Annotated in this window: 27 protein-coding genes; 8 read left to right on the top strand and 19 right to left on the bottom strand. The window is 60.8% G+C overall.

The window, feature by feature from the left end; genetic code table 11:
- Nucleotides 1-25 precede the first annotated feature (25 nt).
- The 3 genes from holA (at nucleotide 26) to KGB23_RS20625 (ending at nucleotide 2,712) form a co-directional block, all read left to right on the top strand.
- Entirely contained in the window at nucleotides 26-1,063 is a 1,038-nt protein-coding gene (gene holA / locus KGB23_RS20635; protein ID WP_223432379.1) for a DNA polymerase III subunit delta, read from the top strand.
- Nucleotides 1,064-1,162: 99 nt separating this feature from the next.
- Nucleotides 1,163-1,327, top strand: coding sequence for an alternative ribosome rescue factor ArfA (gene arfA / locus KGB23_RS20630; RefSeq protein ID WP_056744572.1), 165 nt, complete (start codon nucleotides 1,163-1,165; stop codon nucleotides 1,325-1,327).
- A gap of 62 nt (nucleotides 1,328-1,389) precedes the next feature.
- Entirely contained in the window at nucleotides 1,390-2,712 is a 1,323-nt protein-coding gene (locus tag KGB23_RS20625; RefSeq protein ID WP_223432378.1) for a lytic murein transglycosylase, read from the top strand.
- A gap of 117 nt (nucleotides 2,713-2,829) precedes the next feature.
- Here KGB23_RS20625 and KGB23_RS20620 read toward each other — a convergent pair whose 3' ends face one another.
- The 13 genes from KGB23_RS20620 to KGB23_RS20560 form a co-directional block, all read right to left on the bottom strand.
- Entirely contained in the window at nucleotides 2,830-3,780 is a 951-nt protein-coding gene (locus KGB23_RS20620) for an LD-carboxypeptidase (protein WP_223432377.1), read from the bottom strand.
- A 173-nt stretch (nucleotides 3,781-3,953) separates the two neighbouring features.
- A complete protein-coding gene (lipA, locus tag KGB23_RS20615; protein WP_405046712.1) occupies nucleotides 3,954-4,976 on the bottom strand; it encodes a lipoyl synthase in 1,023 nt (340 codons plus the stop codon).
- Nucleotide 4,977: 1 nt separating this feature from the next.
- Nucleotides 4,978-5,625, bottom strand: coding sequence for a lipoyl(octanoyl) transferase LipB (lipB, locus tag KGB23_RS20610; protein WP_150658268.1), 648 nt, complete (start codon nucleotides 5,623-5,625; stop codon nucleotides 4,978-4,980).
- Complete coding sequence (locus KGB23_RS20605) at nucleotides 5,625-5,900, bottom strand: DUF493 domain-containing protein (RefSeq protein WP_008152827.1); 276 nt, start codon at nucleotides 5,898-5,900, stop codon at nucleotides 5,625-5,627. The genes lipB and KGB23_RS20605 overlap by 1 nt, the downstream gene beginning before the upstream one ends.
- Before the next feature lie 80 nt (nucleotides 5,901-5,980).
- Nucleotides 5,981-7,138, bottom strand: coding sequence for a D-alanyl-D-alanine carboxypeptidase family protein (locus KGB23_RS20600; protein WP_033054153.1), 1,158 nt, complete (start codon nucleotides 7,136-7,138; stop codon nucleotides 5,981-5,983).
- 182 nt (nucleotides 7,139-7,320) lie between these two features.
- Complete coding sequence (locus KGB23_RS20595; RefSeq protein ID WP_223432376.1) at nucleotides 7,321-8,331, bottom strand: septal ring lytic transglycosylase RlpA family protein; 1,011 nt, start codon at nucleotides 8,329-8,331, stop codon at nucleotides 7,321-7,323.
- Nucleotides 8,331-9,341, bottom strand: a complete 1,011-nt coding sequence (gene mltB / locus KGB23_RS20590) for a lytic murein transglycosylase B (RefSeq protein WP_223432375.1) — start codon at nucleotides 9,339-9,341, stop codon at nucleotides 8,331-8,333. The genes KGB23_RS20595 and mltB overlap by 1 nt, the downstream gene beginning before the upstream one ends.
- A gap of 17 nt (nucleotides 9,342-9,358) precedes the next feature.
- Nucleotides 9,359-10,462 carry a rod shape-determining protein RodA gene (gene rodA, locus KGB23_RS20585; protein ID WP_046048707.1) on the bottom strand — a complete coding sequence of 368 codons (1,104 nt, stop codon included), beginning with the start codon at nucleotides 10,460-10,462 and terminating at the stop codon, nucleotides 9,359-9,361.
- A 31-nt stretch (nucleotides 10,463-10,493) separates the two neighbouring features.
- A complete protein-coding gene (gene mrdA, locus KGB23_RS20580) occupies nucleotides 10,494-12,389 on the bottom strand; it encodes a penicillin-binding protein 2 (RefSeq protein ID WP_150658271.1) in 1,896 nt (631 codons plus the stop codon).
- 10 nt (nucleotides 12,390-12,399) lie between these two features.
- Nucleotides 12,400-12,867, bottom strand: a complete 468-nt coding sequence (gene rlmH, locus KGB23_RS20575; protein ID WP_007937439.1) for a 23S rRNA (pseudouridine(1915)-N(3))-methyltransferase RlmH — start codon at nucleotides 12,865-12,867, stop codon at nucleotides 12,400-12,402.
- A gap of 9 nt (nucleotides 12,868-12,876) precedes the next feature.
- A complete protein-coding gene (rsfS, locus tag KGB23_RS20570) occupies nucleotides 12,877-13,371 on the bottom strand; it encodes a ribosome silencing factor (protein ID WP_033054148.1) in 495 nt (164 codons plus the stop codon).
- A gap of 72 nt (nucleotides 13,372-13,443) precedes the next feature.
- On the bottom strand, nucleotides 13,444-14,166 hold the full coding sequence (gene nadD, locus KGB23_RS20565; protein ID WP_223432373.1) for a nicotinate-nucleotide adenylyltransferase: 723 nt from the start codon (nucleotides 14,164-14,166) through the stop codon (nucleotides 13,444-13,446).
- The gene (locus tag KGB23_RS20560) at nucleotides 14,135-15,406 is read right to left on the bottom strand and encodes a glutamate-5-semialdehyde dehydrogenase (RefSeq protein ID WP_123367691.1); all 1,272 of its coding nucleotides are present in this window, start codon (nucleotides 15,404-15,406) and stop codon (nucleotides 14,135-14,137) included. The genes nadD and KGB23_RS20560 overlap by 32 nt, the downstream gene beginning before the upstream one ends.
- Nucleotides 15,407-15,595: 189 nt before the next feature.
- Between KGB23_RS20560 and KGB23_RS20555 the strand changes: the two genes are divergently transcribed.
- The gene (locus KGB23_RS20555; RefSeq protein WP_223432372.1) at nucleotides 15,596-16,294 is read left to right on the top strand and encodes a DNA-3-methyladenine glycosylase; all 699 of its coding nucleotides are present in this window, start codon (nucleotides 15,596-15,598) and stop codon (nucleotides 16,292-16,294) included.
- A 228-nt stretch (nucleotides 16,295-16,522) separates the two neighbouring features.
- Complete coding sequence (locus KGB23_RS20550) at nucleotides 16,523-17,839, top strand: bifunctional DedA family/phosphatase PAP2 family protein (RefSeq protein ID WP_223432371.1); 1,317 nt, start codon at nucleotides 16,523-16,525, stop codon at nucleotides 17,837-17,839.
- Here KGB23_RS20550 and KGB23_RS20545 read toward each other — a convergent pair whose 3' ends face one another.
- Genes KGB23_RS20545 through KGB23_RS20535 form a run of 3 tightly spaced genes read right to left on the bottom strand, consistent with a single transcriptional unit; the run spans nucleotide 17,840 to nucleotide 19,516 of the window.
- Nucleotides 17,840-18,430 (bottom strand): LON peptidase substrate-binding domain-containing protein, encoded by a 591-nt coding sequence (locus KGB23_RS20545; RefSeq protein WP_223432370.1) that lies wholly within the window; start codon nucleotides 18,428-18,430, stop codon nucleotides 17,840-17,842.
- A gap of 10 nt (nucleotides 18,431-18,440) precedes the next feature.
- The gene (locus KGB23_RS20540; protein WP_056744547.1) at nucleotides 18,441-19,157 is read right to left on the bottom strand and encodes an LrgB family protein; all 717 of its coding nucleotides are present in this window, start codon (nucleotides 19,155-19,157) and stop codon (nucleotides 18,441-18,443) included.
- Entirely contained in the window at nucleotides 19,154-19,516 is a 363-nt protein-coding gene (locus KGB23_RS20535; RefSeq protein WP_150658276.1) for a CidA/LrgA family protein, read from the bottom strand. Before KGB23_RS20535 ends, KGB23_RS20540 begins: the two co-directional genes overlap by 4 nt.
- 195 nt (nucleotides 19,517-19,711) lie before the next feature.
- Between KGB23_RS20535 and KGB23_RS20530 the strand changes: the two genes are divergently transcribed.
- From KGB23_RS20530 to KGB23_RS20520, 3 genes are all read left to right on the top strand, one after another.
- Complete coding sequence (locus tag KGB23_RS20530; RefSeq protein ID WP_008152797.1) at nucleotides 19,712-20,167, top strand: MaoC family dehydratase; 456 nt, start codon at nucleotides 19,712-19,714, stop codon at nucleotides 20,165-20,167.
- Between the two features lie 112 nt (nucleotides 20,168-20,279).
- Nucleotides 20,280-21,998, top strand: coding sequence for a C13 family peptidase (locus KGB23_RS20525; protein WP_223432369.1), 1,719 nt, complete (start codon nucleotides 20,280-20,282; stop codon nucleotides 21,996-21,998).
- Nucleotides 21,999-22,025: 27 nt separating this feature from the next.
- On the top strand, nucleotides 22,026-22,667 hold the full coding sequence (locus tag KGB23_RS20520) for an oxidoreductase (RefSeq protein ID WP_150658278.1): 642 nt from the start codon (nucleotides 22,026-22,028) through the stop codon (nucleotides 22,665-22,667).
- A 151-nt stretch (nucleotides 22,668-22,818) separates the two neighbouring features.
- On the opposite strand, the gene KGB23_RS20515 is transcribed toward KGB23_RS20520, so the two are convergent.
- The 3 genes from KGB23_RS20515 to mpl are packed head-to-tail and all read right to left on the bottom strand — an operon-like array spanning nucleotide 22,819 to nucleotide 25,074.
- Nucleotides 22,819-23,103, bottom strand: a complete 285-nt coding sequence (locus KGB23_RS20515; protein WP_223432368.1) for a YceK/YidQ family lipoprotein — start codon at nucleotides 23,101-23,103, stop codon at nucleotides 22,819-22,821.
- Nucleotides 23,096-23,728, bottom strand: a complete 633-nt coding sequence (ubiX, locus tag KGB23_RS20510; protein ID WP_008152788.1) for a flavin prenyltransferase UbiX — start codon at nucleotides 23,726-23,728, stop codon at nucleotides 23,096-23,098. Before ubiX ends, KGB23_RS20515 begins: the two co-directional genes overlap by 8 nt.
- On the bottom strand, nucleotides 23,725-25,074 hold the full coding sequence (gene mpl / locus KGB23_RS20505; RefSeq protein WP_223432367.1) for a UDP-N-acetylmuramate:L-alanyl-gamma-D-glutamyl-meso-diaminopimelate ligase: 1,350 nt from the start codon (nucleotides 25,072-25,074) through the stop codon (nucleotides 23,725-23,727). The genes ubiX and mpl overlap by 4 nt, the downstream gene beginning before the upstream one ends.
- Nucleotides 25,075-25,226: the final 152 nt, after the last annotated feature.

Genomic DNA, 25,226 nt, shown 5'->3' with positions numbered 1-25,226 from the left:
TCAGGCGCCCCGTTCGACCTCTCCTATGAAACTCGCCCCCGCCCAACTCGCCAAACACCTGCAAGGTGCCCTCGCGCCGGTCTACATCATCAGTGGCGATGACCCACTGCTGTGTCAGGAAGCCGCCGACGCCATTCGTGCCGCCGCCCGCCAACAGGGATTCGACGAGCGCCAGGTCTTCGCCGCCGACGCCAGTTTCGACTGGGGAACGTTACTGCAAGCCGGCGCGAGCATGTCGCTGTTCGCCGAAAAGCGCCTGCTGGAACTGCGTCTGCCGTCCGGCAAACCCGGTGACAAAGGCGCTGCCGCGTTTATCGAGTACTGCTCACGGCCGGCCGAAGACACGGTGTTGCTGATCAGCCTGCCGAAACTTGATGGCAGTGCGCAGAAAACCAAGTGGGGCAAGGCGCTGGTCGAAGGTCAGCAGACCCAGTTCGTGCAAATCTGGCCGATAGAGACTAACCAGTTGCCGAGCTGGATCCGTCAACGGTTGTCCCAGGTCGGGCTTTCCGCCAGCCAGGACGCCGTTGAACTGATCGCCGCACGGGTCGAGGGCAACCTGCTGGCTGCCGCCCAGGAAATCGAAAAGCTCAAACTGATGGCCGAAGGTGGTCAGATCACCGTTGAAACCGTGCAAGCGGCCGTCGCTGACAGTGCGCGCTTCGATGTCTTTGGACTGACCGATGCGATTCTCAACGGCGAAGCGGCTCATGCCCTGCGCATGCTCGAAGGGCTGCGCGGTGAAGGCGTCGAACCACCCGTGATTCTCTGGGCGCTGGCCCGGGAGCTGCGTCTGCTGGCCAACCTGTCGCTGCAGTACAGCCAGGGCGTGCCACTGGACAAAGCCTTCAGCTCTGCCCGCCCACCTGTCTGGGACAAACGCAAACCACTGATGAGCAAAGCCCTGCAACGCTACTCGGCGCAACGCTGGGCGCAGTTGTTGCTGGAAGCACAGCGCATCGATGCACAGATCAAAGGCCAGGCGGCCGGTTCGCCGTGGATGAGCCTCAGTCGGTTGACGTTGTTGATGGCCGGCCAAAGATTGTCGTTGCCCGCTGAATAAGCTTCCTACAAATCAAATCTGAATTTCCCCTCTAGACAGCCCCCCAACTTCGGCAGATTATTTCCCCCCGCAAAACCCACTCAATCAAGAGATCTGATCATGAGCAAAAAGCCATCAAAGCATGGCCCCAACAAGGCCAAATCCATCATCGCCCAGCCACTGTTCCGCAGCCGTCAGGAACCCGCCGGCAAGGGCAAAGGCAGCTACCGCCGCGAAGCCTTCCAGTCTAATAGCTGGGAGGCTTCTTACTTTCTGGCGGCCTGAAAGGCAAGCGCTCGCTCAACATGTTAAGGTCTGCACCTGATTCGTACTCCCTGGACCCGTGCATGCCCCTTTGTATTTCCCGTCGTTGGCCCCTGCGCCAACTGATCGCTGCCTCCAGCCTCGTTTTGCTAGTCGCCTGCGCGGAAAAACCGACCGCAGCCGACGCCAAGCCGCTTCAGACCCTCCCCGTCGCGACAGCCCCTGCGGTCATTCCGCCCGTGGTTCCGACCGGTGAAAATCTCGATATCCAGCCCACCCAGACCTTCGCCGAATGGCAGGCAGGTTTCCGCAAGGACGCTCTGGCCGCCGGTATCCGCGCCGATCTGTTCGACCGTGCCTTCGCCAATGTCAGCCTCGACACCAGCGTGATCCGCGCCGACCGCAGCCAACCGGAATTCGCAAAACCGGTGTGGGAATACCTCGACGGCGCCCTTTCGCCGCTGCGGGTACGCAAAGGTCAGGCGCTGGTCAGCCAGTACGCCGACATCCTGCAAAGCATCGAACAGCGCTATGGCGTCGATCGTCAGGCACTGGTCTCGGTGTGGGGCATGGAAAGCAACTTCGGGCAGTTCCAGGGCAACAAGTCGGTGATCAATTCCCTGGCGACCCTGGCCTATGAAGGTCGGCGTCCCGGGTTTGCCCACGCGCAACTGATCGCCGCCCTGCAGATCCTGCAACAGGGTGATATCGAGCCTGAGAAAATGCTTGGCTCCTGGGCCGGTGCCATGGGCCAGACCCAGTTCATACCGACCACTTACAACACCCACGCCGTGGACTTCGATGGCGACGGCCGCCGCGATATCTGGGGCAGCCCGGCCGACGCGCTGGCCTCGACGGCGCACTACCTGCAAAGCTCAGGCTGGCAGAAAGGCCAGCCGTGGGGCTTTGAAGTGCAGCTGCCGGGCAGTTTCAACTACGTCCTGGCCGATGGCACGATTCGCAAGAGCGTCGCCGAGTGGCTGCAACTGGGCGTCACCCTGCCCAATGGCGGCCAGGTTCCGCCAGGCTCCGAACACCTGCCAGCCGCCCTGCTGCTGCCGGCCGGTTACCGTGGCCCGGCGTTCCTGGTCCTCGACAACTTCCGCGCGATCCTCAAGTACAACAACTCGTCGTCTTACGCGTTGGCCGTTAGTCTGTTGTCCGAGCGTTTCAACGGTGCGGGCCTGATCAACGGTGCATGGCCCAAGGATGATTTGCCGCTGAGCCGAACCGAGCGGATCGAATTGCAAAGTCTGTTGAGCGCGCAGAATTATGACGCGGGCAACGCCGACGGCATTATCGGCGCCAACACCCGCAAGGCGATCCGCAGTGCCCAGCAGTCGTTTGGCTGGCCGGCGGATGGGTATCCGACGCACAAGTTGCTGGAAGGCCTGCGTAACCGCTAAAAGCATCGTCGGAACGCCGCCCGGAGCCGGCTCGCTCCCACATTGGATCTGTGTTCGACCTAGATCAAATGTGGGAGCGGGCTTGCTCGCGAAGACTGACTAACAGGCGACCACACTCTAGCGCCTGACAACCACATCCTGCTCCAACACCAATTCCTTGTTCCCCGCATCCAGCCTGACCAGCGCGCCCATTGGCAGCGTCAAATTCGGATCACAATGCCCGCTGCGCCACCCTGCCAGAACCGGTATCCGCAAAGGCGCAAAGGTCTGCTTGAGCAAGCGCTCCAACGCAACCGTTTCAACTCCCGCCACATCCCCCACCAGAACCCCGCGCAGCTTGTGCAGCGTGCCGGCCAGACGCAGATGGGTCAGCAACCGGTCGATGCGATACAGCGGCTCGTTGATGTCCTCGATGAACAGGATGACGCCCTCGGCATCCAACTCATACGGCGTACCCATGGTCGCGGCGATCAACGACAGATTACCCCCCAGCAAACGCCCGTGAGCGATACCAGGCTCGATTGTGGTCAACGGGTAGGCCACCGGGTGCGCCAGCACGCTGCCCGCCTTCACCTGCCCTCTGAGCATGTTAAAGAATGAAGACTCGGTCGGTTTTTGCTTGTCACCCAGCAGGTCGGCGTTGAGCATCGGGCCATGAAAGGTCACGAAGCCCGCATAACGGCTGATCGCCAAGTGCAGCGCGGTGATGTCGCTGTAGCCGATGAACGGCTTGGCGTTGTTGCGCAGCAATTCAAAGTCGATGCGATCGAGCAACCGCGGCGTACCGTACCCCCCACGCAAGCAAATGATGGCGTCGACCTCACTGTCGGCGAACGCCGCGTGCAGGTCATTGAGCCGCACATCGTCGCTTCCGGCCAGGTAATCGTCTTTCTCATACACGCCGGGAAAAACCCGCAGTGAGTATCCGCGAGCTCGCATCCAGGTGATGGCCTTGTCGGTGTCCAGCGCTGCGGGACCGGCGGGCGCAATAACGCCAATCAGCCCTTGCGACGGCAAGGCCGGAACGGGTGCATGAGGACAAAGGGTGTGGGTCGGTCGAACGGTCATCCATGAATCTCCCTGCGTGAAAGCGTCAAGCACACAGTAGTCAGGAACGGGGACAAACAGAAGAGGGTTCGTTACCCCGCAGGTTGCAGGAAAAGCGCTGATTGCCGTGGGCAAGGCAAAAAAACGCCCGCAAGGCGCAATGCCTTGCGGGCGTTTTCATGTCTTGCAGCCGATCAGGACGACATCAGCTCGGCTTTAACCAGTTTCGCCTGCTCGTCGGCGTGATACGAGGAACGTACCAGCGGGCCGGACGCGACGTTCTTGAAGCCCATCTTGTAACCTTCCTCGGCGAACCAGGCGAAGGTGTCCGGGTGTACGAAACGCTGGACCGGCAAGTGGCTGCGGGACGGTTGCAGGTACTGGCCCAGGGTCAGCATGTCGATGTCGTGTTCGCGCATGCGCTTCATGACTTCGATCACTTCTTCGTCGGTCTCGCCCAGACCCAGCATCAGGCCGGACTTGGTCGGAATGTGCGGCATCATCTGCTTGAAGCGTTGCAGCAGGGTCAGCGACCACTGGTAATCCGAACCCGGACGCGCAGCCTTGTACAGGCGCGGCACGGTTTCCAGGTTGTGGTTGAACACATCCGGCGGCTCGGCAGCGGTGATTTCCAGCGCAACGTCCATACGGCCACGGTAGTCCGGGACCAGGGTTTCGAGCTGCACGTTCGGCGACAGCTTGCGGATCTCGCGGATGCAGTCGGCAAAGTGCTGTGCACCGCCGTCACGCAGGTCGTCGCGGTCAACCGAGGTGATCACTACGTACTTGAGTTTCAGGTCGGCGATGGCAATGGCCAGGCTTTCCGGCTCGTTGGTGTCCAATGGCTTCGGACGACCGTGGCCAACGTCGCAGAACGGGCAGCGACGGGTGCAGATGTCACCCATGATCATGAAGGTCGCGGTGCCGCCGGAGAAGCATTCGCCCAGGTTAGGGCAGGACGCTTCTTCGCAGACACTGTGCAGCTTGTGTTTGCGCAGCAGGGCCTTGATGCGGTCGACTTCCGGGGAAACCGGGATACGCACGCGAATCCAGTCAGGTTTCTTCGGCAGTTCGGTGGTCGGAATGATCTTCACCGGGATACGTGCAACCTTCTCGGCGCCGCGCAGCTTGACGCCGGCTTCAACCTTGGCACGCGGGGCCGGACGCTCGGTGACATCCAGCGTCGGGATCATGGTTTGCACTGCATCAGTAGTCATATCAGTCGATTCCGCCCGTTAGGGTCGTCTGCTCAGCATAGTCGAGGTGTTTGACGAGCTGCGCGCGCAGCCGGGCACTTACCTCGGCAAATTCAATCGATCCTGCGTGATCGCTCAGCTGGGTCATCGCCAGCCCGGCGTAGCCGCAGGGATTAATCCGTCGAAACGGTTCCAGGTTCATGTCCACATTCAGGGCCAGGCCATGAAAGGAACAACCGTGGCGGATCCGCAGACCCAGAGAAGCGATTTTCGCCCCATTGACGTAGACACCCGGTGCATCCGGCTTGGCCACGGCGGTCACGCCGTAGCTGGCCAGCAACTCGATCAGGCATTGTTCCATGCGGCTGACCAGGTCACGCACGCCAAAACCCAGCTTGCGCACATCGAGCAACAGGTAGGCCACCAATTGGCCGGGACCGTGATAAGTCACCTGACCACCGCGATCAACCTTTACCACCGGAATATCCCCCGGGAGCAACACGTGCTCGGCCTTGCCGGCCTGCCCTTGGGTGAACACCGGTGGGTGTTCGACCAGCCAGATCTCGTCCGCGGCATCGCTGCCGCGTTCGTTGGTGAAGCGTTGCATGGCATGCCAGACCGGCTCGTAAGCCATCTGGCCGAGCTCGCGAAAGCCCACCGAGGCAGACATCACAGCACCATGTGCACGAAACCGGTAGCCCGCAACTCGCTGTTGATGTCGTACAGCTGTTCTTGACCGGTGGCGATGATGTGCAGCTGGATGGTCGTGTACTTGCCGTTGGTACTCTGGCGCTCGGCCAGGGTCTTGTGGTCAACGGTCGCATGTTTCTCAAGGATCGCGATGATCTTGTCCTTGAAACCCACGCCGGTGTCGCCGATCACCTTGATAGGGTAATCCGCGCAGGGGAATTCGATTTTTGGCGCCTTTACTTCGGTGTCTGTCATGGCGTAACGGCCTCGTAAGCCGTGGCAACGGACATGGCCCCGTTCCGGATTGGAACAGGGCCATGCAGGTCCACACTAATTCAGTTGAACAAGCCGTAGAAGAATAGACGGATGCTATCCCACATGCGGCGGAAGATACCACCCTCGTCGACCGCGTCCAGAGCGATCAGGTCTGCGCTATGCACGACTTTGTCGTCCAGCTTCACTTCGACTTTACCGATTACGTCGCCCTTGGCGATTGGCGCAACCAGTTGCGGGTTCATGGTCATGCTGGCGGCGAGCTTTTTCAGCTGGCCTTTTGGCAGGGTCATGGTCAGGTCTTCAGCCAGGCCGGCCTTGACTTGATTGGTGGTGCCTTTCCAGACAGGAGCCTGAGCCAGCTCGGCGCCTTTCTGATAGAACGTCTGGGTTTCGAAGAAGCGGAAACCGTAGGTCAACAGCTTCTGGGTTTCAGAGGCGCGAGCCACTTCGCTGTTGGTGCCGAACACCACGGCGATCAGGCGCATGCCATCACGTACTGCCGAAGACACCATGCAGTAGCCGGCTTCGTCGGTGTGGCCGGTTTTCAGGCCGTCGACTGTCTTGTCGCGCCACAGCAGCAGGTTACGGTTAGGTTGCTTGATGCCGTTCCAGAAGAACTCTTTCTGCGAGTAGATCGCGTAGTGAGCCGGGTCTTCGTGGATGATCGCGCGAGCCAGCACCGCCATGTCGTGAGCCGACGAGTAGTGTTCCGGGTTCGGCAGACCGGTCGGGTTCATGAAGTGGCTGTTGGTCATGCCCAGATCGGCCACGGTTTTGTTCATCATGTCAGCGAAGGCGTCTTCGCTGCCGGCGATGTGCTCAGAGAGCGCAACGCTGGCGTCGTTACCCGACTGAATGATGATGCCGTGCAGCAGGTCGCTGACAGTGACTTGCGAGCCGACCTTTATGAACATCCGCGAACCGCCGGTACGCCAGGCGTTTTCGCTGACGGTCACCGGGTCGTTTTCACCGATCTGGCCACGACGGATTTCCAGGGTCGCGATGTACGCGGTCATCAGCTTGGTCAGGCTGGCCGGAGGCAGACGCTGGTCACCGTTGTTCTCCACCAGCACGTTGCCGCTGCTGGCGTCCATGAGTACATAGGCTTTGGCGGCCAGTTGCGGCGGCGACGGCATCATCTCGACCGCGAAAGCGGCAGGCGAGAGGAGCAGCGGGACTAGCAGGCACAGGCGTTTGGCAAAGGTGGTGATGTTCATCCGTCTCTCGAAATCGCTAATGGAAACTGCCCGAAGGCAAAACTAATCAGATGACCTTCTAACGGGTCATCGCGTGTTCAGTTGCTCACTCTGTAACCCTTGCCGGGCTTTTGTTCTTTAACGAGCCAACAACCAGGTCCACCCCCCAAACCGCAAGCGAACCGTCAATCAAGTACTACGTATTACTCGGCAGTGACCAGGCTCGGCGAACCGAGATTGGCCAGGCGCACACTGTTCTGCACTTGCTGGATTTCACCCGGCGAGCCGATCGGCCCCAGGCGCACCCGATGCAGCGTCTGTTGATTGCGCACGATCGAACTGATGAACACCGGAGCGCTCACCATCCCGCTGAGCTTCGATCTCAGGAGTTCTGCAGCGTCCGGGTTGGCGAACGCGCCCACCTGCAGATACTGGCCAGAGGCTGGTACAGAAGCGTTTTTTTTTGCATCGATCGGCACGGGCACGACAGCTGCGGCGTGTTGCTGCGGCGGTGGCGTCCATTGTTCGACGGTGCCGGCCGAAGCCGTAATCGTCGGGGCGCTATTTTGCGCGACTTGCGGCTCGTTAAGCATCAAAGGCGCCGGACGGCCTTTGGCTGCCCACCATTGCTGCGGGTCAATGCCTTCGACCTTGACCCGCGCGGTACCGGTTTCGGCATAGCCGAGCTTCTTGGCGGCCGCGTAGGACAAGTCGATGATTCGGTCCGAGTAGAACGGCCCGCGGTCGTTGACCCGCAGGATCACGGTCTTGTTGTTGTCCAGGTTGGTCACCCGGACGTAACTCGGCAGCGGCAAGGTCTTGTGTGCGGCGCTCATGCCGTACAGGTCATAGACTTCGCCGTTGGCGGTGTTCTGACCATGGAACTTGGTGCCGTACCAGGACGCCGTACCCGAAGCGACATACGTCTTGGATTCTTGCAACGGAAAGTAGGTTTTGCCCAGTACCGAGTATGGGCTGGCCTTGTACGGGCCGGAATGCAGGGTAGGCGTGGCGTCCGGGATGCGCGAAACGTCAACATCCCACCATGGCGCGCCATCCTTGTGAGCCCGATTGATGTCCAGCCCCGGCGTCGCGCGCACGGCGGTGGAAGACTTCTGGCTCGGCGAACGGCTGGTCGAACAACTGGCGACCAGCACCGCCAACGCGGCGAATGCCATCAGCTTCAGGGGTTTATTCATAGGCAATGCCCGCATTACTTGACGCCCCGTGCTTGGACCAGCTGTTCAGACAGTTGATGTACGGCCATGGCATACATCACGCTGCGGTTATAACGCGTGATTGCGTAAAAATTCGTCAGGCCCATCCAGTATTCGGGGCCATTGTCACCTTCCAGGCGGAAAGCCGTGACCGGCATATCATCGCGCAGCGCATCATGACTTGACCACCCCAGCGCCCGCAACTCCCCGACGGTTTTAGTCGGTTCGATGCCCGTGGTCAAACCTTCGTCTGCGTGTTCGCCACGCACATCGGCGCGGCTGACCACCGGTTCGCCGGCGACCCAGCCGTGACGTTTGAAATAACTGGCGACGCTGCCAATGGCATCGTCCGGATTGGTCCAGATATTAATGTGGCCGTCACCGTCGAAGTCCACCGCATAGGCGCGGAAACTGCTCGGCATGAACTGCGGCAAGCCCATTGCTCCGGCGTAAGAGCCTTTGAGTGTCAGCGGATCGACCTGCTCTTCCCGGGCCAGCAACAGGAACTCACGCAATTCCTTGCGGAAAAATTCGGCACGGGGAGGATAGTCGAAACCCAGGGTCGACAAGGCGTCGATTACCCGAAAATTGCCGGTATTGCGGCCGAAAAAGGTCTCGACGCCGATGATCGAAACAATAACCTGCGCCGGCACGCCGTATTCCTGTTCGGCACGGGCCAGTACCGCCTCGTGCTGACGCCAGAAGTCCACACCACGGGCGATGCGCGCGTCGGTGATGAACATCGGGCGATACTCGTTCCACTGCTTGACCCGCTCGGCAGGTTTCGAGATCGCGTCCAGAATCGACTGCTTGCGCTCGGCTTCGCGGAACACGCCCATCAGTTGTTCACCGGCAAAACCGTAGTCGCGGGTCATTTCACCGACGAATTCGGCCACCTGTGGTGAGCCTTCGTAATCGCCGGCCAACGCTTCCTGCGCTGTGCCAAGGATGCTTACCAGGCTGACCCATGGCGCATATCGAGTCGCCCAGCCACGCATTACTTGCATTGAAATCTTCACCTTATTCAAACCTGAGCGATCCACTTGCGATGGGTATGGATCGACATCAAAACCCCAAACGCTGACAGCAGCGTCACCAGCGAAGTTCCTCCGTAGCTAATGAACGGCAACGGCACCCCCACAACCGGCAACAGGCCACTGACCATACCGATGTTGACGAAAACGTAAACAAAAAACGTCATGGTCAGGCTGCCCGCGAGCAGTTTGCCGAACAATGTCTGGGCCTGAGCGGTAATCACCAGTCCGCGGCCGATCAACAGCAGGTAAATCAGCAGCAGTGCACAGATGCCCACCAGGCCGAATTCTTCGCCCATGACCGCAATAATGAAGTCGGTGTGGCTTTCCGGCAGGAAGTCCAGGTGCGACTGGGTACCGAGCAACCAGCCCTTGCCGAACACACCGCCGGAACCGATGGCGGCTTTCGATTGAATGATGTTCCAGCCAGTGCCCAGCGGATCGCTCTCGGGGTCGAGGAAGGTCAGGATTCGCTGCTTCTGGTAGTCGTGCATGATGAAGTACCACATGCCGACCGCCACTGGCACAGCCGCGGCAATCACGCTGAGAATCCAGCGCCAGCGCAGGCCACCCATGAACAGAACGAACGCGCCACCGGCGAGGATCAGCAGCGAAGTGCCGAGGTCGGGTTGACGCACGATCAGGATAAACGGCAAGCCGATCAGAAACAGACTGACGCCCACATGCTTGAGCTGCGGCGGCAACGTGCGCTTGGACAGATACCAGGCGATAGTCGCCGGCATCAGGATCTTCATGAATTCCGAGGGCTGGAAGCGGATCACCCCGGGAATGTTGATCCAGCGCGTGGCGCCCATGGCGTTGTGGCCCATGACGTCCACGACGACCAGCAACAGCACGCCGACCACATAACCGACCGGCACCCAACGGGCCATGAAGCGCGGCTCGAATTGGGCGATGACGATCATCGACACCAGGCCGATGCCGAACGAAGTGGCTTGCTTGGCCAGCAGATCCCAGCTTTTACCGCTGGCCGAATACAGCACGAACAGGCTGCCGGCAGCGAGGGTCAGCAGCAGGATCAGCAACGGGCCGTCAATGTGCATGCGTTGCAACAGCGTCGCGCGGCGACGCATCACATCCTCGCTGGAGAGGATGCGATCGAAATTACTCTTCACGGGCCGTAGCCTCCGCACTGATAGGGCTGGCGTATTCGGCCTTCAACCGACCGTCCTGGTCCAGAAGCCAGGCGTCCATGATTTGACGCACCACGGGCGCGGCGACGCCGGAACCGGACTCGCCGTTCTCGACCATCACCGACACCACGATTTGCGGGTTGTCGGCGGGTGCGAAGCCGACGAACAAGGCGTGGTCGCGATGGCGTTCCTGAACCTTGGAGCGGTCGTACTTCTCGCCCTGCTTGATCGCGACCACCTGAGCCGTACCACTTTTGCCCGCGATGCGGTATTGCGCGCCGATCGCCGCTTTGCGTGCCGTACCCCGGGCACCGTGCATCACCTGTTGCATGCCGTGGTTGACCTTGGTCCAGTCGGACGGGTCACGCAGGATGATGTCCGGCATCGGGTTTTCATCCTTCGGCCGCTCGCCTTCGACGGTCTTGGCCAGGTGCGGACGGTTCCAGACACCCTTGTTCGCGACCAGCGCCGTGGCCTGGGCCAGCTGCAAGGGCGTTGATTGCATGTAGCCCTGACCAATCCCGAGAATCAGCGTTTCACCGGGGAACCAGGCCTGACGCCGGGTTGCACGCTTCCACTCACGTGTAGGCATTAGCCCCGGCGACTCTTCGAACATGTCCAGCGAAACCTTCTGGCCGATGCCGAACTTGCTCAAGTACGCCGACAACCGATCGATTCCCAGTTTGTGGGCCAGGTCGTAGAAGTAGGTGTCGTTGGACCGCATGATCGCCGTGTCCAGATCGACGTAGCCGTCACCGGTACGGTTCCAGTTACGGTATTTGTGATCGTAGTTGGGCAACTGGTAATAGCCGGGGTCATACACCCGACTCGACGCGTTCACAACGCCAGCATCCAGACCGGCAATTGCCACGGCCGGTTTGATGGTCGAGCCCGGCGGGTACAGGCCGCGCAGCACGCGGTTGAACAGCGGCCGATCAATGGAATCGCGCAGCTCGGAATAGGCCTTGAAACTGATGCCGGTGACGAACAGGTTCGGGTCAAAACTCGGCTGACTGACCATCGCCAGGACTTCGCCGGTTTTCGGGTCCAGCGCCACCACTGCGCCACGGCGACCGCCGAGTGCAGCTTCGGCGGCCTCCTGCAATTTGATGTCCAGGCTCAGGACGATGTCCTTGCCGGAAATCGGCTCGGTACGTTTGAGTACCCGCAGCACGCGGCCGCGGGCGTTGGTCTCGACTTCTTCGTAACCGACCTGACCGTGCAATTCGGGTTCGTAGAAACGCTCGATGCCGGTTTTGCCAATTTGATGGGTGCCGCTGTAACTCACCGGGTCCAGAGACTTGAGCTCTTTCTCGTTGATCCGCCCCATATATCCCACCGAGTGCGCAAAGTGCGCGCCCTGCGGATAGTGACGCACCAGCTGCGCGACCACTTCCACACCCGGCAGACGGAACTGGTTCACCGCGATGCGGGCGATCTGTTCTTCGGTCAGCTCGAACAGGATCGGCACCGGCTCGAACGGCCGACGCCCCTGACGCATGCGTTTCTCGAAGATCACCCGATCCTCGGGCGTCAGCTCCAGCACTTCGACGATCACGTCGAGCACTTGCTGCCAGTCGCCGGAACGCTCGCGGGTCATGCTCAGGCTGAAGCTGGGCCGGTTATCCGCCACCACCACGCCATTGCGATCGAAGATCAAGCCCCGAGTCGGTGGAATCGGCTGCACATGGACGCGGTTGTTTTCCGACAGGGTCGAGTGGTACTCGTACTGGATCACCTGAAGGAAATACAGCCGCGCGATCAGCACACAGATCAGCGTCACGACCGCAATTGCCCCGAACACGACGCGGCCACGCACCAGACGGGCGTCTTTTTCGTGGTCCTTGATGCGGATCGGCTGGGACATGAGGGCAGAACTACTTGTGGTAAGGGTGGCCGGACAAGACTGTCCAGGCACGATACAGCTGTTCGCCGATCAGGATTCGCACCAGCGGGTGCGGCAACGTCAACGGCGACAATGACCAGCGCTGATCGGCTCGGGCACAGACTTCCGGCGCCAGCCCTTCGGGGCCGCCGACCATGAAATTCACCGTGCGCGAGTCCAGCCGCCAGCGATCGAGCTCGACCGCCAACTGCTCGGTGCTCCAGGGCTTGCCGTGGACTTCGAGGGTCACAACGCGCTCGTTCGGCCCGACCTTGGCCAGCATGGCTTCGCCTTCCTGACGGATGAAGCGCGCCACGTCGGCGTTCTTGCCACGGGTGTTGAGCGGTATTTCCACCAGTTCCAGCGCCAGCTCGGACGGAAGACGCTTGGCATATTCATGCCAGCCTTCTTCCACCCACTTGGGCATGCGTGAACCGACGGCGATCAGTCGCAGTCGCACAGCGGTCCCTTATTGCTGGTCTTTGTTGAGCTTGACGAAATGCTCATGGGTGTTTTCCGGGCTGTGGTGAGCCGCGTTCAGAGCACGGCTCTGTTCTGCACCGGACCACAGACGCTCCAGGTCGTAAAACTGACGAGCCGAAGCGGTCATCATGTGCACGATGACATCATCCATATCCAGCAGGACCCAGTCGCTGTCGCCCTTGCCTTCTTCACCCAGCGGCTTGACACCCAGGGCTTTGACCGCCTCGCGGACCTTATCCAGCATCGCGCCGATCTGGCGGTTGGAGGTACCGGTAGCGATGATCATGAAGTCAGTGATGCTCTGCTTTTCACGAACGTCGATTACCTGAATGTCCTGGCCTTTCACGTCTTCCAGGGCCGCTACGGCAACCTTGACCAGCTCTTCGCCGCGCAGCTCAGGGCCGGTTGGAACTTCTACTGGCAGTGGGGCGCTCTTGAACGTGCCTTTGCGCTTTACTTTAGTTACGTCTTTGTTCGTCATATAAAACTCGTTTTGCTCGTATGTTCGGGCGCTTCGGTACACGCGTTCACGTGTTTTGAAGCGCGCCCTTTTTCAGTTCGACGCACGGTAGAGTCCGTGCGCATCGATGTAGGCCAGGACCGCGTCGGGCACCAGGAAACGTACCGACTTACCGCTGGCCAGCAGTTGACGGATCTGGGTGGCGGATACCGCGAGCGGTGTCTGCCAGACGAATGCAATCTGTCCGCTCGGCCCTTTGAGGGCCAGCGGGTCGCTCACCGAGCGTGCCGCCAACAGATTGCGCAAGGCATCCGGCGGTTCGCTGTCGGCATCCGGGCGTTGCAGCACCAGGATGTGGCAATGCTGGAGCAACTCTTCCCAGCGGTGCCAAGTGGGCAGGCCGCAAAATGCGTCCCAGCCCAAAAGTAGAAAAACCTGGTCGGAGGCGGCAAGTTCTGCGCGCATCAGTTCCAGGGTGTCGATGGTGTAGGACGGTTTGTCCCGCTGCAATTCGCGGGCGTCCACCACTAACGGCGCCACACCGGCCACCGCGCACTCGACCATCGCCAGACGGTCTTTCGCCGACACCTGCGGCGTACCGCGATGCGGCGGTCTGGCACTGGGTGTCAGACGTAACTCGTCGAGCGCCAGCGATTCGGCAACTTCTAGCGCACCGCGCAAATGGCCGATGTGCACCGGGTCGAAGGTCCCGCCCAGCACGCCAATACGTCGAGGGGCAGGCTCGCTGGCGGCTTCCAGGGCTGACAGGTCGAGGTCGCCCAAGTCAGACCGACGCCTGGCCGCGCAACTGGCCATCACCGACCACGATGTACTTCTCGCAGGTCAGACCTTCGAGGCCCACCGGGCCGCGGGCGTGCAGCTTATCAGTAGAAATGCCAATCTCGGCACCCAATCCGTATTCGAAGCCATCGGCGAAGCACGTCGGGGTATTGATCATCACCGACGACGAATCGACTTCCGCGACGAAACGCCGGGTGTCGGCAAGGTTTTCGCTGACGATCGAATCGGTGTGATGGGAGCCGTACTTATTAATGTGTTCGATGGCCTGGTCCAGCCCGTCGACCACACGGATCGAAAGAATCGGCGCCAGGTACTCGGTGTTCCAGTCTTCTTCGCTAGCGGCAACAGCCTCGATGATCGCCCGGGTGCGTTCGCAGCCGCGCAGCTCGACGCCTTTTTCGCGGAACTGTGCCGCCATCGATGGCAGGAAATCCTTGGCGACCGATTGGTCCACCAGCAGGGTTTCCATGGCACCGCAGATACCATAGCGGTAAGTCTTGGCGTTGAACGCGATGCGCTGGGCTTTCGGCAGATCAGCGTGGGCACTGACGTAAACGTGGCAGATGCCGTCCAGGTGCTTGATAACCGGCACGCGGGCGTCACGGCTAACGCGCTCGATCAGGCCACGGCCGCCACGGGGCACGATAACGTCGACGTATTCAGGCATGGTGATCAGTGCGCCAACGGCGGCACGGTCAGTGGTTTCGACCACTTGCACCACGGCGGCAGGCAAATCGGCTTCGGCCAGGCCGCGCTGGATGCAGGCGGCAATGGCACGGTTGGAATGAATCGCCTCGGAGCCGCCGCGCAGGATGGTCGCGTTGCCGGACTTCAGGCACAGGCTGGCGGCATCGATGGTCACGTTCGGCCGGGATTCGTAGATGATCCCGATCACGCCCAACGGCACGCGCATCTTGCCGACTTGGATGCCCGACGGCCGAAAGCTCATGTCGCGGATCGCACCGACCGGGTCCGGCAGAGCCGCTACCTGACGCAAACCGACGATCATGCCGTCGATGCGTTCCGGGGTCAGCGCCAGACGCTCAAGCAATGCAGGCTCAAGACCATTGGCGCGGCCAGCGGCCAAATCCAGTTCATTGGCAGCCGTCAGCTCGGCGCGAGCAGCGTCCAACGCATTGGCAGCAGCCTGCAAGGCGCGGTTTTTCTGCGCGGTGCTGGCACGGCCGATGACGCGAGAAGCTTCGCGGGCAGCGCGACCCAATCGGGTCATGTAGTCAAGAACGGACTCAGTCATGGTCTGGAGTGGTCTTTGCTAAGGTCTTGGTAAAGAGTAAAGCGGCAGATTATAGCTGTCGCGTCCCTCGACTAACAGCGGTGACGGGCGGATGGTCGAAATGGAGGGCAATTTGCCGACGTTCAGCCGTGATTAAGCTGCAAATTGTTATCATCGCGACTCAATCAGCCCTGATAAACGCCGTTCATCATGACCAATCTGACTGTTCGCACGTCCGCGACGAGCCTGCCCAAGGGGCTCGCGGATGCATTTTTCGACAGAGATGCCCAAACGCTGGCCCGGGACTTACTCGGTAAAGTCATCCGTCACCGGGTCGGCGACCTGTGGCTCAGTGCCCGGATTATCGAGACTGAAGCCTATTACTTCGAAGAAAAAGGCAGCCACGCCTCCCTCGGCTACACAGAAAAACGTAAGGCTTTGTTTCTGGATGGCGGCCACATCTATATGTACTACGCCCGTGGCGGCGATTCCCTGAACTTCAGCGCACAGGGTCCGGGCAATGCTGTGCTGATCAAATCCGCCTATCCGTGGGTTGATGACTTGAGCGGGCCGGCGAGCCTGGCGCAGATGCTGTTGAACAATCCCGACGCCCAAGGTCGCCCTCGCCCCTCGCAAAAGCTTTGCGCCGGACAGACTTTGCTTTGCAAGGCGCTGGGCCTGAAGGTGCCGGTCTGGGACGCCAAGCGCTTCGACCATGAAGTGCTGCTGGTGGAGGATGTCGGCCCGGCGCCTGTTCACATCATACAAACCACGCGCCTGGGCATTCCCCACGGGCGCGATGAGCATTTGATGTACCGCTTCGTCGATGTGGCTTACGCGCCGTATTGCACGAGAAACCCGCTGCGGCGGGGTCAGGTCGAAGGTCGCGATTATTTTTTGCTGACATGAACAATGAAAATCCCCCCTGTGGGAGCGACTTGTGGCGAGGGGGCTTGCCCCCGTTGGGCTGCGAAGCGGCCCCAAAATTGATGTTGTGCCAAAGATTTTGTGAGTGCTACGCACTCAAACGGGGGCAAGCCCCCTCGCCACAGGTCGCTCCCACATGGGATCTGTAGTGTTTTTTGAAGATTGTGTTCGTCCCTTGGGACCGATTGATTATTTGATGGAGTTGTTTTTATGGGCCCATGGCTCGATAGCGTGACCGGTTGGTTGACGGTCAACCCGCAATGGCTGGCCGCGGCGGTGTTCATAGTGGCCTGTGTGGAATGCCTGGCGATTGCCGGGCTGATCGTGCCCGGCACGGTGCTGCTGTTTGCCGTGGCGGTACTGGCCGGCAGCGGCGCGCTGTCGCTGGGCGAAACACTGTTGCTGGGGTTCCTCGGCGGCGTGCTGGGCGACATCATTTCGTACTTCCTCGGGCGACATTTCCATCAGAACATCCGGCGCCTGCCAGGGTTGCGCCATCATCCGGAATGGATCGCCGGGGCCGAGGCGTATTTCCAGCGGTACGGCATCGCCAGCCTGTTGGTCGGACGTTTCATCGGCCCGCTGCGGCCGATGTTACCGATGGTCGCGGGGATGTTCGACATGCCCTTCCCGCGCTTCGCCGCCGTCAGCCTGCTGGCTGCCGCCGGTTGGAGCGTTGCCTACCTGCTGCCCGGCTGGGCCACAGGGGCGGCGATTCGCCTGCCGTTGCCAGAGGGTTTCTGGCCTGAGGCCGGCATCGTCGCCGGCAGCATCGTCGTCATGGTGGGCTTGAGCGCCACCAGCAGTCTGCGCCGTCATCGCAAAGCGACGATGCTAATTACCGGAATGAGCTTCCTGATTCTGGCCGGACTGTTTATCGGCTATCCACACCTGACCGCCCTCGATCAGGGTGTGATGACCCTGGTGCAGGAACACCGCAGCCCGCTACTCGATGAAGTGGCGGTGACGTTCACGCTGATCGGCGAGTTTCGCAACATGCTGTTGTTCAGCGCCCTGCTGACGGGTTTGCTGTTGCTCACCCGGCAATGGCGCCAGGCGATTTTCGCCGGTAGCACCCTGCTGTGCACCGCGCTGGGCAACACCGTGACCAAACACTTTTTCGCCCGTGTACGCCCGGAAGTGTTGAGCGATCCCCTGACCAGCTACAGCATGCCCAGCGGCCACGCCTCGGGTTCTTTTGCGCTGTTTCTGACACTGGCCGTGCTGGCCGGCCGCGGACAACCACCGCGCATGCGTCTGACCTGGCTGCTGTTAGGCTGCTTGCCAGCGCTGGCGATTGCCCTGTCCCGGGTGTACCTGGGCGCGCACTGGCCAACGGATGTGCTGGCCGGCGCGATGCTGGCAGCGTGCGTGTGTGCGGCGAGCTTGTGGCTGAGTCAGCGCCCGGCGCCGCTCAACGCCATGCCACCGAAGGTCTGGTGGCTGGTGTTGCCGGCGATGGTAGCGCTGTTCGGGTTCTTCGCGCTGCGGCATTTGCCGCATGCGATGTTGCGGTATGCCTACTGATCAGGCAAACAACTCACCCTGCAACTCATCCAGCAGCGCCTGAATCGCATCCAGTCGCTGCTGCGGATCATCGAGTTGCAGCAGGTCGATCTTGTCCACTTCGGCAAACGGCAACAGGTACGCCAACTGATTGGCCAGTGACTGCTGCCCGGTTGCTTCAGTGCCCATGTTCAACGCTTCGACCATCGGGTGTTCGGCCAAGGCTTTGAGCAGCGCAACCAGGTCGGCGTCCTCGTCCTGCAGCGGTTGCTCAGGTTCGTCCTCCAGCCACTCGACCTCGGCGACGGTCAGCTGATCGCGCTGAATCTCGGTGCGCAACACATGGAAACGCCGTCCGCCCTGCACCCGAATGCCCAGCAAGCCATTGTCCTGCTGTTTGAAATCAGTGATCAGCGCCTCGCATCCGACCAGCGCGTAGCCCGCCGGGGCGATGCCGGCTTCTTCGCCGTCGAGGATGCACACCACGCCGAAGCCGCCGCCCTGTTTCATGCAGCGACTGATCATGTCCAGGTAGCGCGCCTCGAAGATCTGCAAATCGAGGATGCAGCCAGGAAACAACACTGTGTTCAGCGGAAAAAGCGGCAAGCTCATAGACATTTCCTTACACCACCATCGACACCGCCAACGGCAGGAAAACTGCCGTGGCCACGCCCATCAGACTCATCGCCAGCGCCGCGAAGGCGCCGCATTCTTCATTTTCCTGCATCGCCACCGCAGTGCCGACCGCGTGCGCCGTCATGCCCAGTGCCATACCGCGCGCCTCAGGACTGTGCACACCCAGCCTGGTCAAAAGACTCGGCCCGAATATCGCCCCGATCACCCCGGTAATCAACACGAACACTGCCGCCAGCGCCGCAACACCACCGATCTGCTCTGCCACCAGCATGGCAATCGGCGACGTCACCGACTTCGGCGCCATGGTCATCAGGATCATGTGTTCGGCACCAAACGACCAGCCCAGCAATACGCCCATGCCGGTGGCGACGACGCCACCTATCACCAGCGTAGTAAATATCGGCCAGAACAACTGCCGAATGCGTCGCAGATTGAGGTACAGCGGCACAGCCAGCGCAACGGTCGCAGGCCCCAGCAGGATGCTGAGGATCTCGGTGCTCTTGCGGTACTCGGCATAGGTCAGGCCGCAACCCACCAGTACACCGATCACCAGCAGCATCGAGACCAGTACCGGTTGCAGAAAGATCCAGCGGGTTTTCTCGAACGCCGCCAGCACCAGCTGATAAGCCCCCAGCGTAATACCGATACCGAACAACGGATGATGAATCACCGACGTCCAGGCGCCGTGCCAGTCGAAGATCATTGGCCGCCCTCACGGTGAGCGTGACGCTTGACCATGCGCTGCATCAGCACACCGGCGAAGGCCATGGACAGCAACAGTGACAACACCAGCGCACCGACGATGGCCCAGAAATCTGCGGCAATGTCTTTGGCGTAAACCATCACACCTACGGCTGGCGGCACCAGCAGCAACGGCAGGTAACGCAGCAGACTGCTGGCCGCGAGGCTCAGCGGTTCGCCGACCTGGCCACGGCTGATCAGGAATACCAGCAGCAACAGCAGGCCGACAATCGGCCCCGGCAGCACCGGTAAAAACAAGTGGTTGAGGGCTGTGCCCAGCAATTGGAACAGCACCAGCCAGGTCAGGCCACGTAACAACATCCGTCATCTCCCGCCAATATCATCCCGCACAAGCGGGCCGAGCATTATAAGCACGCCAACGCTATAGACCGGCATTCGCCAAAATCATGGTCAGTTGACCGGAGCCATTTGCCATGTTGATCTAAAGTGGTAATCCGGGAGGTCAAATCCCCCCACCTCAAAACTATAAAACCGATGAACCCAAGGAGAGTCTCAATGCCCTATGTTCCAGTTGCAGAGCTCAAAGATTATGTCGGCAAGGAACTCGGACGTTCCGAATGGCTCACCATCGATCAGGAGCGCATCAACCTGTTCGCCGAAGCCACAGGGGACTATCAGTTCATCCACGTCGACCCGGTCAAAGCCGCGCAAACGCCATTTGGCAGCACCATTGCACACGGTTTCCTGTCGCTGTCGCTGATCCCCAAACTGATGGAAGACATCCTGATCCTCCCTGAAGGGGCGAAGATGGTGGTCAACTACGGTCTGGATACCGTGCGTTTCATCCAGCCAGTGAAGGTCAACTCCAGGGTACGACTCAAGGTCGACATGAACGAAGTCACCGAGAAGAAACCCGGCCAATGGCTGCTCAAGGCCACCGCCACGCTTGAGATCGAAGGCTCGGACAAACCGGCCTACATCGCCGAGCCACTGTCGCTCTGCTTCGTGTAACCCATCCCGGATGCGAAGCAGCTCACGCTGTTTCGCGCCCTCTCCTGTTTCCTGGCTATATAAGGTCAAACAGCTGCGGCATACTCGGTCGCCTAATTGCCCGGATCCCGCTATGCGCCCACTTGCACTCCTCGCTCTGACCCTATTGCTCACCGCTTGCGGCGACGGCGAATCGCTGTTGCCCCCTGACGCCCGCTTGCCGGACGGCGGACGCTATCGCGGTGAACTGGTCAACGGATTGCTGCAAGGCCAGGGCCGTATCGATTACCCGAACGGCAGCTGGTACGCCGGCGATTTCGACAAGGGCCAATGGCATGGCCAGGGCGAATGGCACGGCAGTAACGGCGAAGTCTATCGCGGCGGATTCAATCTCGGGCTGTTCGACGGCAAGGGCACACTGACCACCAGCGGCAGCAGCTTCACCGGCGGTTTCAAAGCCGGTCGACGGGACGGCGAAGGCACCCTCAAAGAAAACGGTATGACCTACCGCGGTGAATTCAAGGCCGATCAATATTCAGGGCTCGGTCGTCTCGAACTCGAAGACGGCAGCTCGTATCAGGGCCAGTTCGCCCACGGAAAACCCAACGGCGAAGGCCAACGGGGCGACGCCAGCGGCAATCAGTTCACCGGGCATTTCGTCGACGGTCAGCTCGAAGGCAACGGGACTTTCAACAGCGCCGACGGCGATATCTATGTCGGTGGCTTCAAGAACAACCAGCTGCACGGCAAGGGCCGCTACGAGAACGCCGACGGTGATGTCTGGCTCGGTCAATTCAAGGAAGGGTCGCTGAACGGCAAGGGCGAGTTGATCGGCGCCGACGGCAGCCATTACATCGGCCAGTTCAGCGATTGGCGCTTCACCGGCCAAGGTCGATTGAACCTGTCCGACGGCAGCTTCTACATCGGCCAGTTCGACGGTGACAGTTACTCGGGGCGCGGCACCCTGGTGCTGACTGACGGCACGGTGCAAAGCGGTACGTGGATCAATGGCCAGCGTGTTCGCGATGCCGATGGCAAGCTGCTGCCTGACAGCCTGGAACTCGGTTTGCTGGCCCAGGGTCGTTTGCTCGACGATGCACTGTCCAACGTGCCGGCTTCGACCCCGGCAGTCGAGTTGTACACCCTGACACTCGGTGGTGACGGCAAGCAAAGCGTGTTCCTGCGCGAATCCGATTACGTCAGCAACATGCTCAGCAGCCGCTTTGGTGCGTTTGGCCAGATCCGCCTGGTGAACCATCGCGACCACCTCGTCGACCGGCCGATGGCCACCCGGGAGAACCTGCGCCGTGCCGCCGCCGCCCTGGCCGAGCGCAGTGGCCCGGAAGACTTGATCTTCATCTACATGACCAGCCACGGCACCAGCGAACACGAACTGGTGCTCGACCAGCCGCGCATGGAACTGTCCGATCTGCCGGCCGACGAACTCGCCGCGGTGCTCTCTCCGCTGAAAAACCGCGACAAGATCATCGTGATTTCGTCCTGCTACTCCGGTGGCTTCATTCCCGCGCTCAAGGATGAACGCACCCTGATCATGACCGCCTCGCGCGCTGACCGCGTGTCCTTCGGCTGCTCGGAAGAAGCCAACTTCACCTACTTCGGCGATGCGCTGTTCGCCCAGGCACTGAACCAGACCGACGACCTGGAGCAAGCCTTCAAACTGGCCAGGGCCACCGTCGCCGAACGTGAACTGGCGGACAGCTTCGAAGCCTCTGAACCGCAGATCTGGGCACCGAAAACCGTTCTCTCTCACTGGCAGCTGTTACGCAAGCAGCAGGCACGAAAGGCATTGCAAAGTGTCTCCATCAGCAGCAAGGATGCAAAGAGCAACTAAGCTGAATAGTATCAAGGGGGAAACACTATGTACTTGACGCCTCAGCACGTACTGCTTGCCGGAGCTACCGGTTTGACCGGTGAACATCTTCTTGACCGTTTGCTCAATGAGCCAACGATTTCACGGGTATTGGCGCCCTCACGCCGGCCGTTGGCCGAGCATCCCCATCTGGAAAACCCGGTTGGCGACCCTGCGGTGTTTCTGCCGCAATTGAATGGTCGCGTCGACATCGCCTACTGCTGCCTGGGTACCACCATCAAGAAAGCCGGCTCGGAACAGGCGTTTCGCGCGGTGGACCTGGACATGGTGGTGGCATTCGCCAAACGTGCACGGGAGATGGGCGCACGGCACCTGATCGTGATCAGTGCACTGGGGGCTGATCGCAGGTCCCCTATTTTCTACAACCGGGTCAAAGGCGAAATGGAATATGCATTGCGCGCACAGGACTGGCCGCAACTGACCATTTGCCGACCTTCGTTGCTGCTGGGCGAACGTCTCGAACCGCGTATGGCTGAGCAATTCGTTGGGCCCTTGTCCCGCTTGATCCCCGGCAAATACCGCGGCATCGAAGCCTGCCAACTGGCCCGCGCCATGTGGCGACTGGCGCTGGAAGAGCAGGATGGGGTGCGGATTGTCGAGTCGGATGAGTTGCGCAAGCTCGGTAAATAACCCGCGGACCTGTGGCGAGGGAGCTTGCCCCCGTTCGGCTGCGCAGCAGTCGTAAATCCATAGCTCGCGGTGTATCTGAAAAATGGAGATGGCCGGTTTTGGGGCTGCTTTGCAGCCCAACGGGGGCAAGCCCCCTCGCCACATGGCTCTCCTACAATCCGCCCGTTGCCTGAAAACTGACCCCGATCACCGTGAGTACCGACAGCGGTAACAACAGCGTGTCGAGCAACGCGCTGGCCGGCAGATCGACGCCGGGGTAGCTCGGGGCTTCGGCGCCGAAGCGGTCCATGGCGCAGCAGCCGCCGTTCATGGCATACAAATCCAGACGCGTCCCCGAATACACCACCGGCGCCCCTGGCTTGGCGGCATCAAGCGTTCGCGCCGTGGCGCAGCCAGCCAATTGCAGCGCCAGCGCAATCGCCAGCAGCTTATTCATCGCTGGTCAGATGGTGTTCGCCCCAACGCGGCAGCATGTCCTGGGGAATGTTCAGCAGATTGAGAATTCGCGCCACGACAAAATCGATCAAGTCGTCGATGGTTTGCGGCTGATGATAAAAACCGGGCGACGCCGGCAAAATCGTCACGCCCATGTTCGACAACTTGAGCATGTTCTCCAGATGGATGCTCGAATACGGCGCCTCTCGCGGCACCAAAATCAGCTGACGACGTTCCTTCAAGGTGACGTCGGCGGCACGCTCGATCAGGTTGTTGCAGGCCCCCGTCGCAATAGCCGACAAGGTCCCGGTGGAACACGGCACCACCACCATCGCCGCTGGCGCGCCGGAGCCCGAGGCCACCGGCGACATCCAGTCTTCCTTGCCATACACCCGAATCTGTCCGGCGGCAGCGCCGGTGTATTCGGTGAGGAAGGCCTGCATCATCTGGGTTTTCGGCGGCAGCGTAACGTCAGTCTCAGTGGCCATCACCAGTTGCGCAGCCTTGGAGATCAAGAAGTGCACCTCGCGGTCTTCACGAATCAGACAGTCAAGCAGGCGCAAACCGTACTGGGCGCCCGAAGCGCCGGTCATCGCCAGCGTGATGCGTTCCGGGCCGTTGTTCATTGCAGCGCCTCGGCGAGTTTGCCGTGCAGGCCGCCGAAGCCGCCGTTGCTCATGATCACCACGTGAGTGCCGGGCTGGGCTTGGCTCTTCACGCGCTCGATAATGCCTTCAAGCGATTCGCTGACGATCGACGGCACCGTGCACAACGCAGCAATAGCCCCCAGATCCCAACCGAGGTTGGCCGGCGCGTACCAGATCACCTGATCGGCATCGACCACGCTTTCCGGCAAGCCGTCGCGGTGAGCACCGAGCTTCATGGAGTTGGAACGCGGTTCGATGATCGCAATCAACGGTGCATCGCCGATGCGCTTGCGCAGACCGTCGAGGGTCGTCGCAATAGCCGTCGGATGGTGAGCGAAGTCGTCATAGATGGTAATGCCACGGACCTCCGCGACTTTCTCCATCCGGCGCTTGACGCTTTTGAATGCGCTCAGCGCAGCGATGCCCATGGACGGCACAACACCGACGTGGCGCGCCGCAGCCAACGTGGCCAGAGCATTGGCGACGTTGTGTTGGCCGGTCATGTCCCACTCGACCACACCTTGAGCGACACCTTCGAACATCACTTCGAATTTCGAGCCGTCTTCGCTCAGCAGTTTGACCTGCCACTGACCGCCGGCGCCGGTGGTTTGCACCGGGGTCCAGCAGCCCATCTCGATCACACGCTGCAACGCCGGCTCGGTGGTCGGATGAATCACCAGGCCTTCGCTCGGGATGGTCCGCACCAAATGGTGGAATTGCCGCTCGATGGCTGGCAGATCAGGGAAGATGTCGGCGTGATCGTATTCCAGGTTATTCAGGATCGCCGTGCGCGGGCGGTAGTGAACGAACTTGGAGCGCTTGTCGAAGAACGCGCTGTCGTATTCATCGGCTTCGATCACGAAGAACGGTGTGCCACCCAGACGAGCGGACACCGAGAAGTTTTGCGGCACGCCGCCGATCAGGAAACCCGGGCTCATGCCCGCGTGTTCCAGCACCCAGGCGAGCATGCTGCTGGTGGTGGTTTTGCCGTGGGTACCGGCGACGGCCAGTACCCAGCGACCTTGCAGCACGTGATCCGCCAGCCATTGCGGGCCGGAAACGTAGGGCAGGCCTTTGTTCAGCACGTATTCGACAGCCGGGTTGCCGCGAGACATGGCATTGCCGATCACCACCAGATCCGGTGCCGGATCGAGCTGCGCCGGGTCGTAGCCTTGGGTCAACTCAATGCCCTGAGCCTCTAGCTGCGTGCTCATCGGCGGATAGACGTTGGCATCGGAGCCCGTCACGTGATGGCCCAGCTCTTTGGCCAGAACCGCCATCGAACCCATGAAAGTGCCGCAGATACCAAGAATGTGAATGTGCATTAGTCGACCTCGTAAAACATGGCCGCAGGTTAGCTTAGGGTGGGAAAATTCGCACTCTTTAGCTGATGGGGTGGATTGGGGGTGGTGATATTAGGGATGTGGGGCTGACTCCGGATCCACCCCTCACCCCAGCCCTCCCGAAACGTCGGACC

This window comes from Pseudomonas sp. GL-B-26 (assembly GCF_019947405.1).
In the GTDB taxonomy this organism is placed as follows: domain Bacteria; phylum Pseudomonadota; class Gammaproteobacteria; order Pseudomonadales; family Pseudomonadaceae; genus Aquipseudomonas.
This window is presented reverse-complemented; position numbering and strand designations above follow the sequence as displayed.

What these genes read in the sequence shown, in the direction of transcription:
- holA (WP_223432379.1), top strand. Translation starts at nt 26, where the DNA reads ATGAAACTCGCCCCCGCCCAACTCGCCAAACACCTGCAAGGTGCCCTC.
- arfA (WP_056744572.1), top strand. Translation starts at nt 1,163, where the DNA reads ATGAGCAAAAAGCCATCAAAGCATGGCCCCAACAAGGCCAAATCCATC.
- KGB23_RS20625 (WP_223432378.1), top strand. Translation starts at nt 1,390, where the DNA reads ATGCCCCTTTGTATTTCCCGTCGTTGGCCCCTGCGCCAACTGATCGCT.
- KGB23_RS20620 (WP_223432377.1), bottom strand. Translation starts at nt 3,780, where the DNA reads ATGACCGTTCGACCGACCCACACCCTTTGTCCTCATGCACCCGTTCCG.
- lipA (WP_405046712.1), bottom strand. Translation starts at nt 4,976, where the DNA reads ATGACTACTGATGCAGTGCAAACCATGATCCCGACGCTGGATGTCACC.
- lipB (WP_150658268.1), bottom strand. Translation starts at nt 5,625, where the DNA reads ATGTCTGCCTCGGTGGGCTTTCGCGAGCTCGGCCAGATGGCTTACGAG.
- KGB23_RS20605 (WP_008152827.1), bottom strand. Translation starts at nt 5,900, where the DNA reads ATGACAGACACCGAAGTAAAGGCGCCAAAAATCGAATTCCCCTGCGCG.
- KGB23_RS20600 (WP_033054153.1), bottom strand. Translation starts at nt 7,138, where the DNA reads ATGAACATCACCACCTTTGCCAAACGCCTGTGCCTGCTAGTCCCGCTG.
- KGB23_RS20595 (WP_223432376.1), bottom strand. Translation starts at nt 8,331, where the DNA reads ATGCGGGCATTGCCTATGAATAAACCCCTGAAGCTGATGGCATTCGCC.
- mltB (WP_223432375.1), bottom strand. Translation starts at nt 9,341, where the DNA reads ATGCAAGTAATGCGTGGCTGGGCGACTCGATATGCGCCATGGGTCAGC.
- rodA (WP_046048707.1), bottom strand. Translation starts at nt 10,462, where the DNA reads ATGCGTCGCCGCGCGACGCTGTTGCAACGCATGCACATTGACGGCCCG.
- mrdA (WP_150658271.1), bottom strand. Translation starts at nt 12,389, where the DNA reads ATGTCCCAGCCGATCCGCATCAAGGACCACGAAAAAGACGCCCGTCTG.
- rsfS (WP_033054148.1), bottom strand. Translation starts at nt 13,371, where the DNA reads ATGACGAACAAAGACGTAACTAAAGTAAAGCGCAAAGGCACGTTCAAG.
- nadD (WP_223432373.1), bottom strand. Translation starts at nt 14,166, where the DNA reads ATGGCCAGTTGCGCGGCCAGGCGTCGGTCTGACTTGGGCGACCTCGAC.
- KGB23_RS20560 (WP_123367691.1), bottom strand. Translation starts at nt 15,406, where the DNA reads ATGACTGAGTCCGTTCTTGACTACATGACCCGATTGGGTCGCGCTGCC.
- KGB23_RS20555 (WP_223432372.1), top strand. Translation starts at nt 15,596, where the DNA reads ATGACCAATCTGACTGTTCGCACGTCCGCGACGAGCCTGCCCAAGGGG.
- KGB23_RS20550 (WP_223432371.1), top strand. Translation starts at nt 16,523, where the DNA reads ATGGGCCCATGGCTCGATAGCGTGACCGGTTGGTTGACGGTCAACCCG.
- KGB23_RS20545 (WP_223432370.1), bottom strand. Translation starts at nt 18,430, where the DNA reads ATGAGCTTGCCGCTTTTTCCGCTGAACACAGTGTTGTTTCCTGGCTGC.
- KGB23_RS20540 (WP_056744547.1), bottom strand. Translation starts at nt 19,157, where the DNA reads ATGATCTTCGACTGGCACGGCGCCTGGACGTCGGTGATTCATCATCCG.
- KGB23_RS20535 (WP_150658276.1), bottom strand. Translation starts at nt 19,516, where the DNA reads ATGTTGTTACGTGGCCTGACCTGGCTGGTGCTGTTCCAATTGCTGGGC.
- KGB23_RS20530 (WP_008152797.1), top strand. Translation starts at nt 19,712, where the DNA reads ATGCCCTATGTTCCAGTTGCAGAGCTCAAAGATTATGTCGGCAAGGAA.
- KGB23_RS20525 (WP_223432369.1), top strand. Translation starts at nt 20,280, where the DNA reads ATGCGCCCACTTGCACTCCTCGCTCTGACCCTATTGCTCACCGCTTGC.
- KGB23_RS20520 (WP_150658278.1), top strand. Translation starts at nt 22,026, where the DNA reads ATGTACTTGACGCCTCAGCACGTACTGCTTGCCGGAGCTACCGGTTTG.
- KGB23_RS20515 (WP_223432368.1), bottom strand. Translation starts at nt 23,103, where the DNA reads ATGAATAAGCTGCTGGCGATTGCGCTGGCGCTGCAATTGGCTGGCTGC.
- ubiX (WP_008152788.1), bottom strand. Translation starts at nt 23,728, where the DNA reads ATGAACAACGGCCCGGAACGCATCACGCTGGCGATGACCGGCGCTTCG.
- mpl (WP_223432367.1), bottom strand. Translation starts at nt 25,074, where the DNA reads ATGCACATTCACATTCTTGGTATCTGCGGCACTTTCATGGGTTCGATG.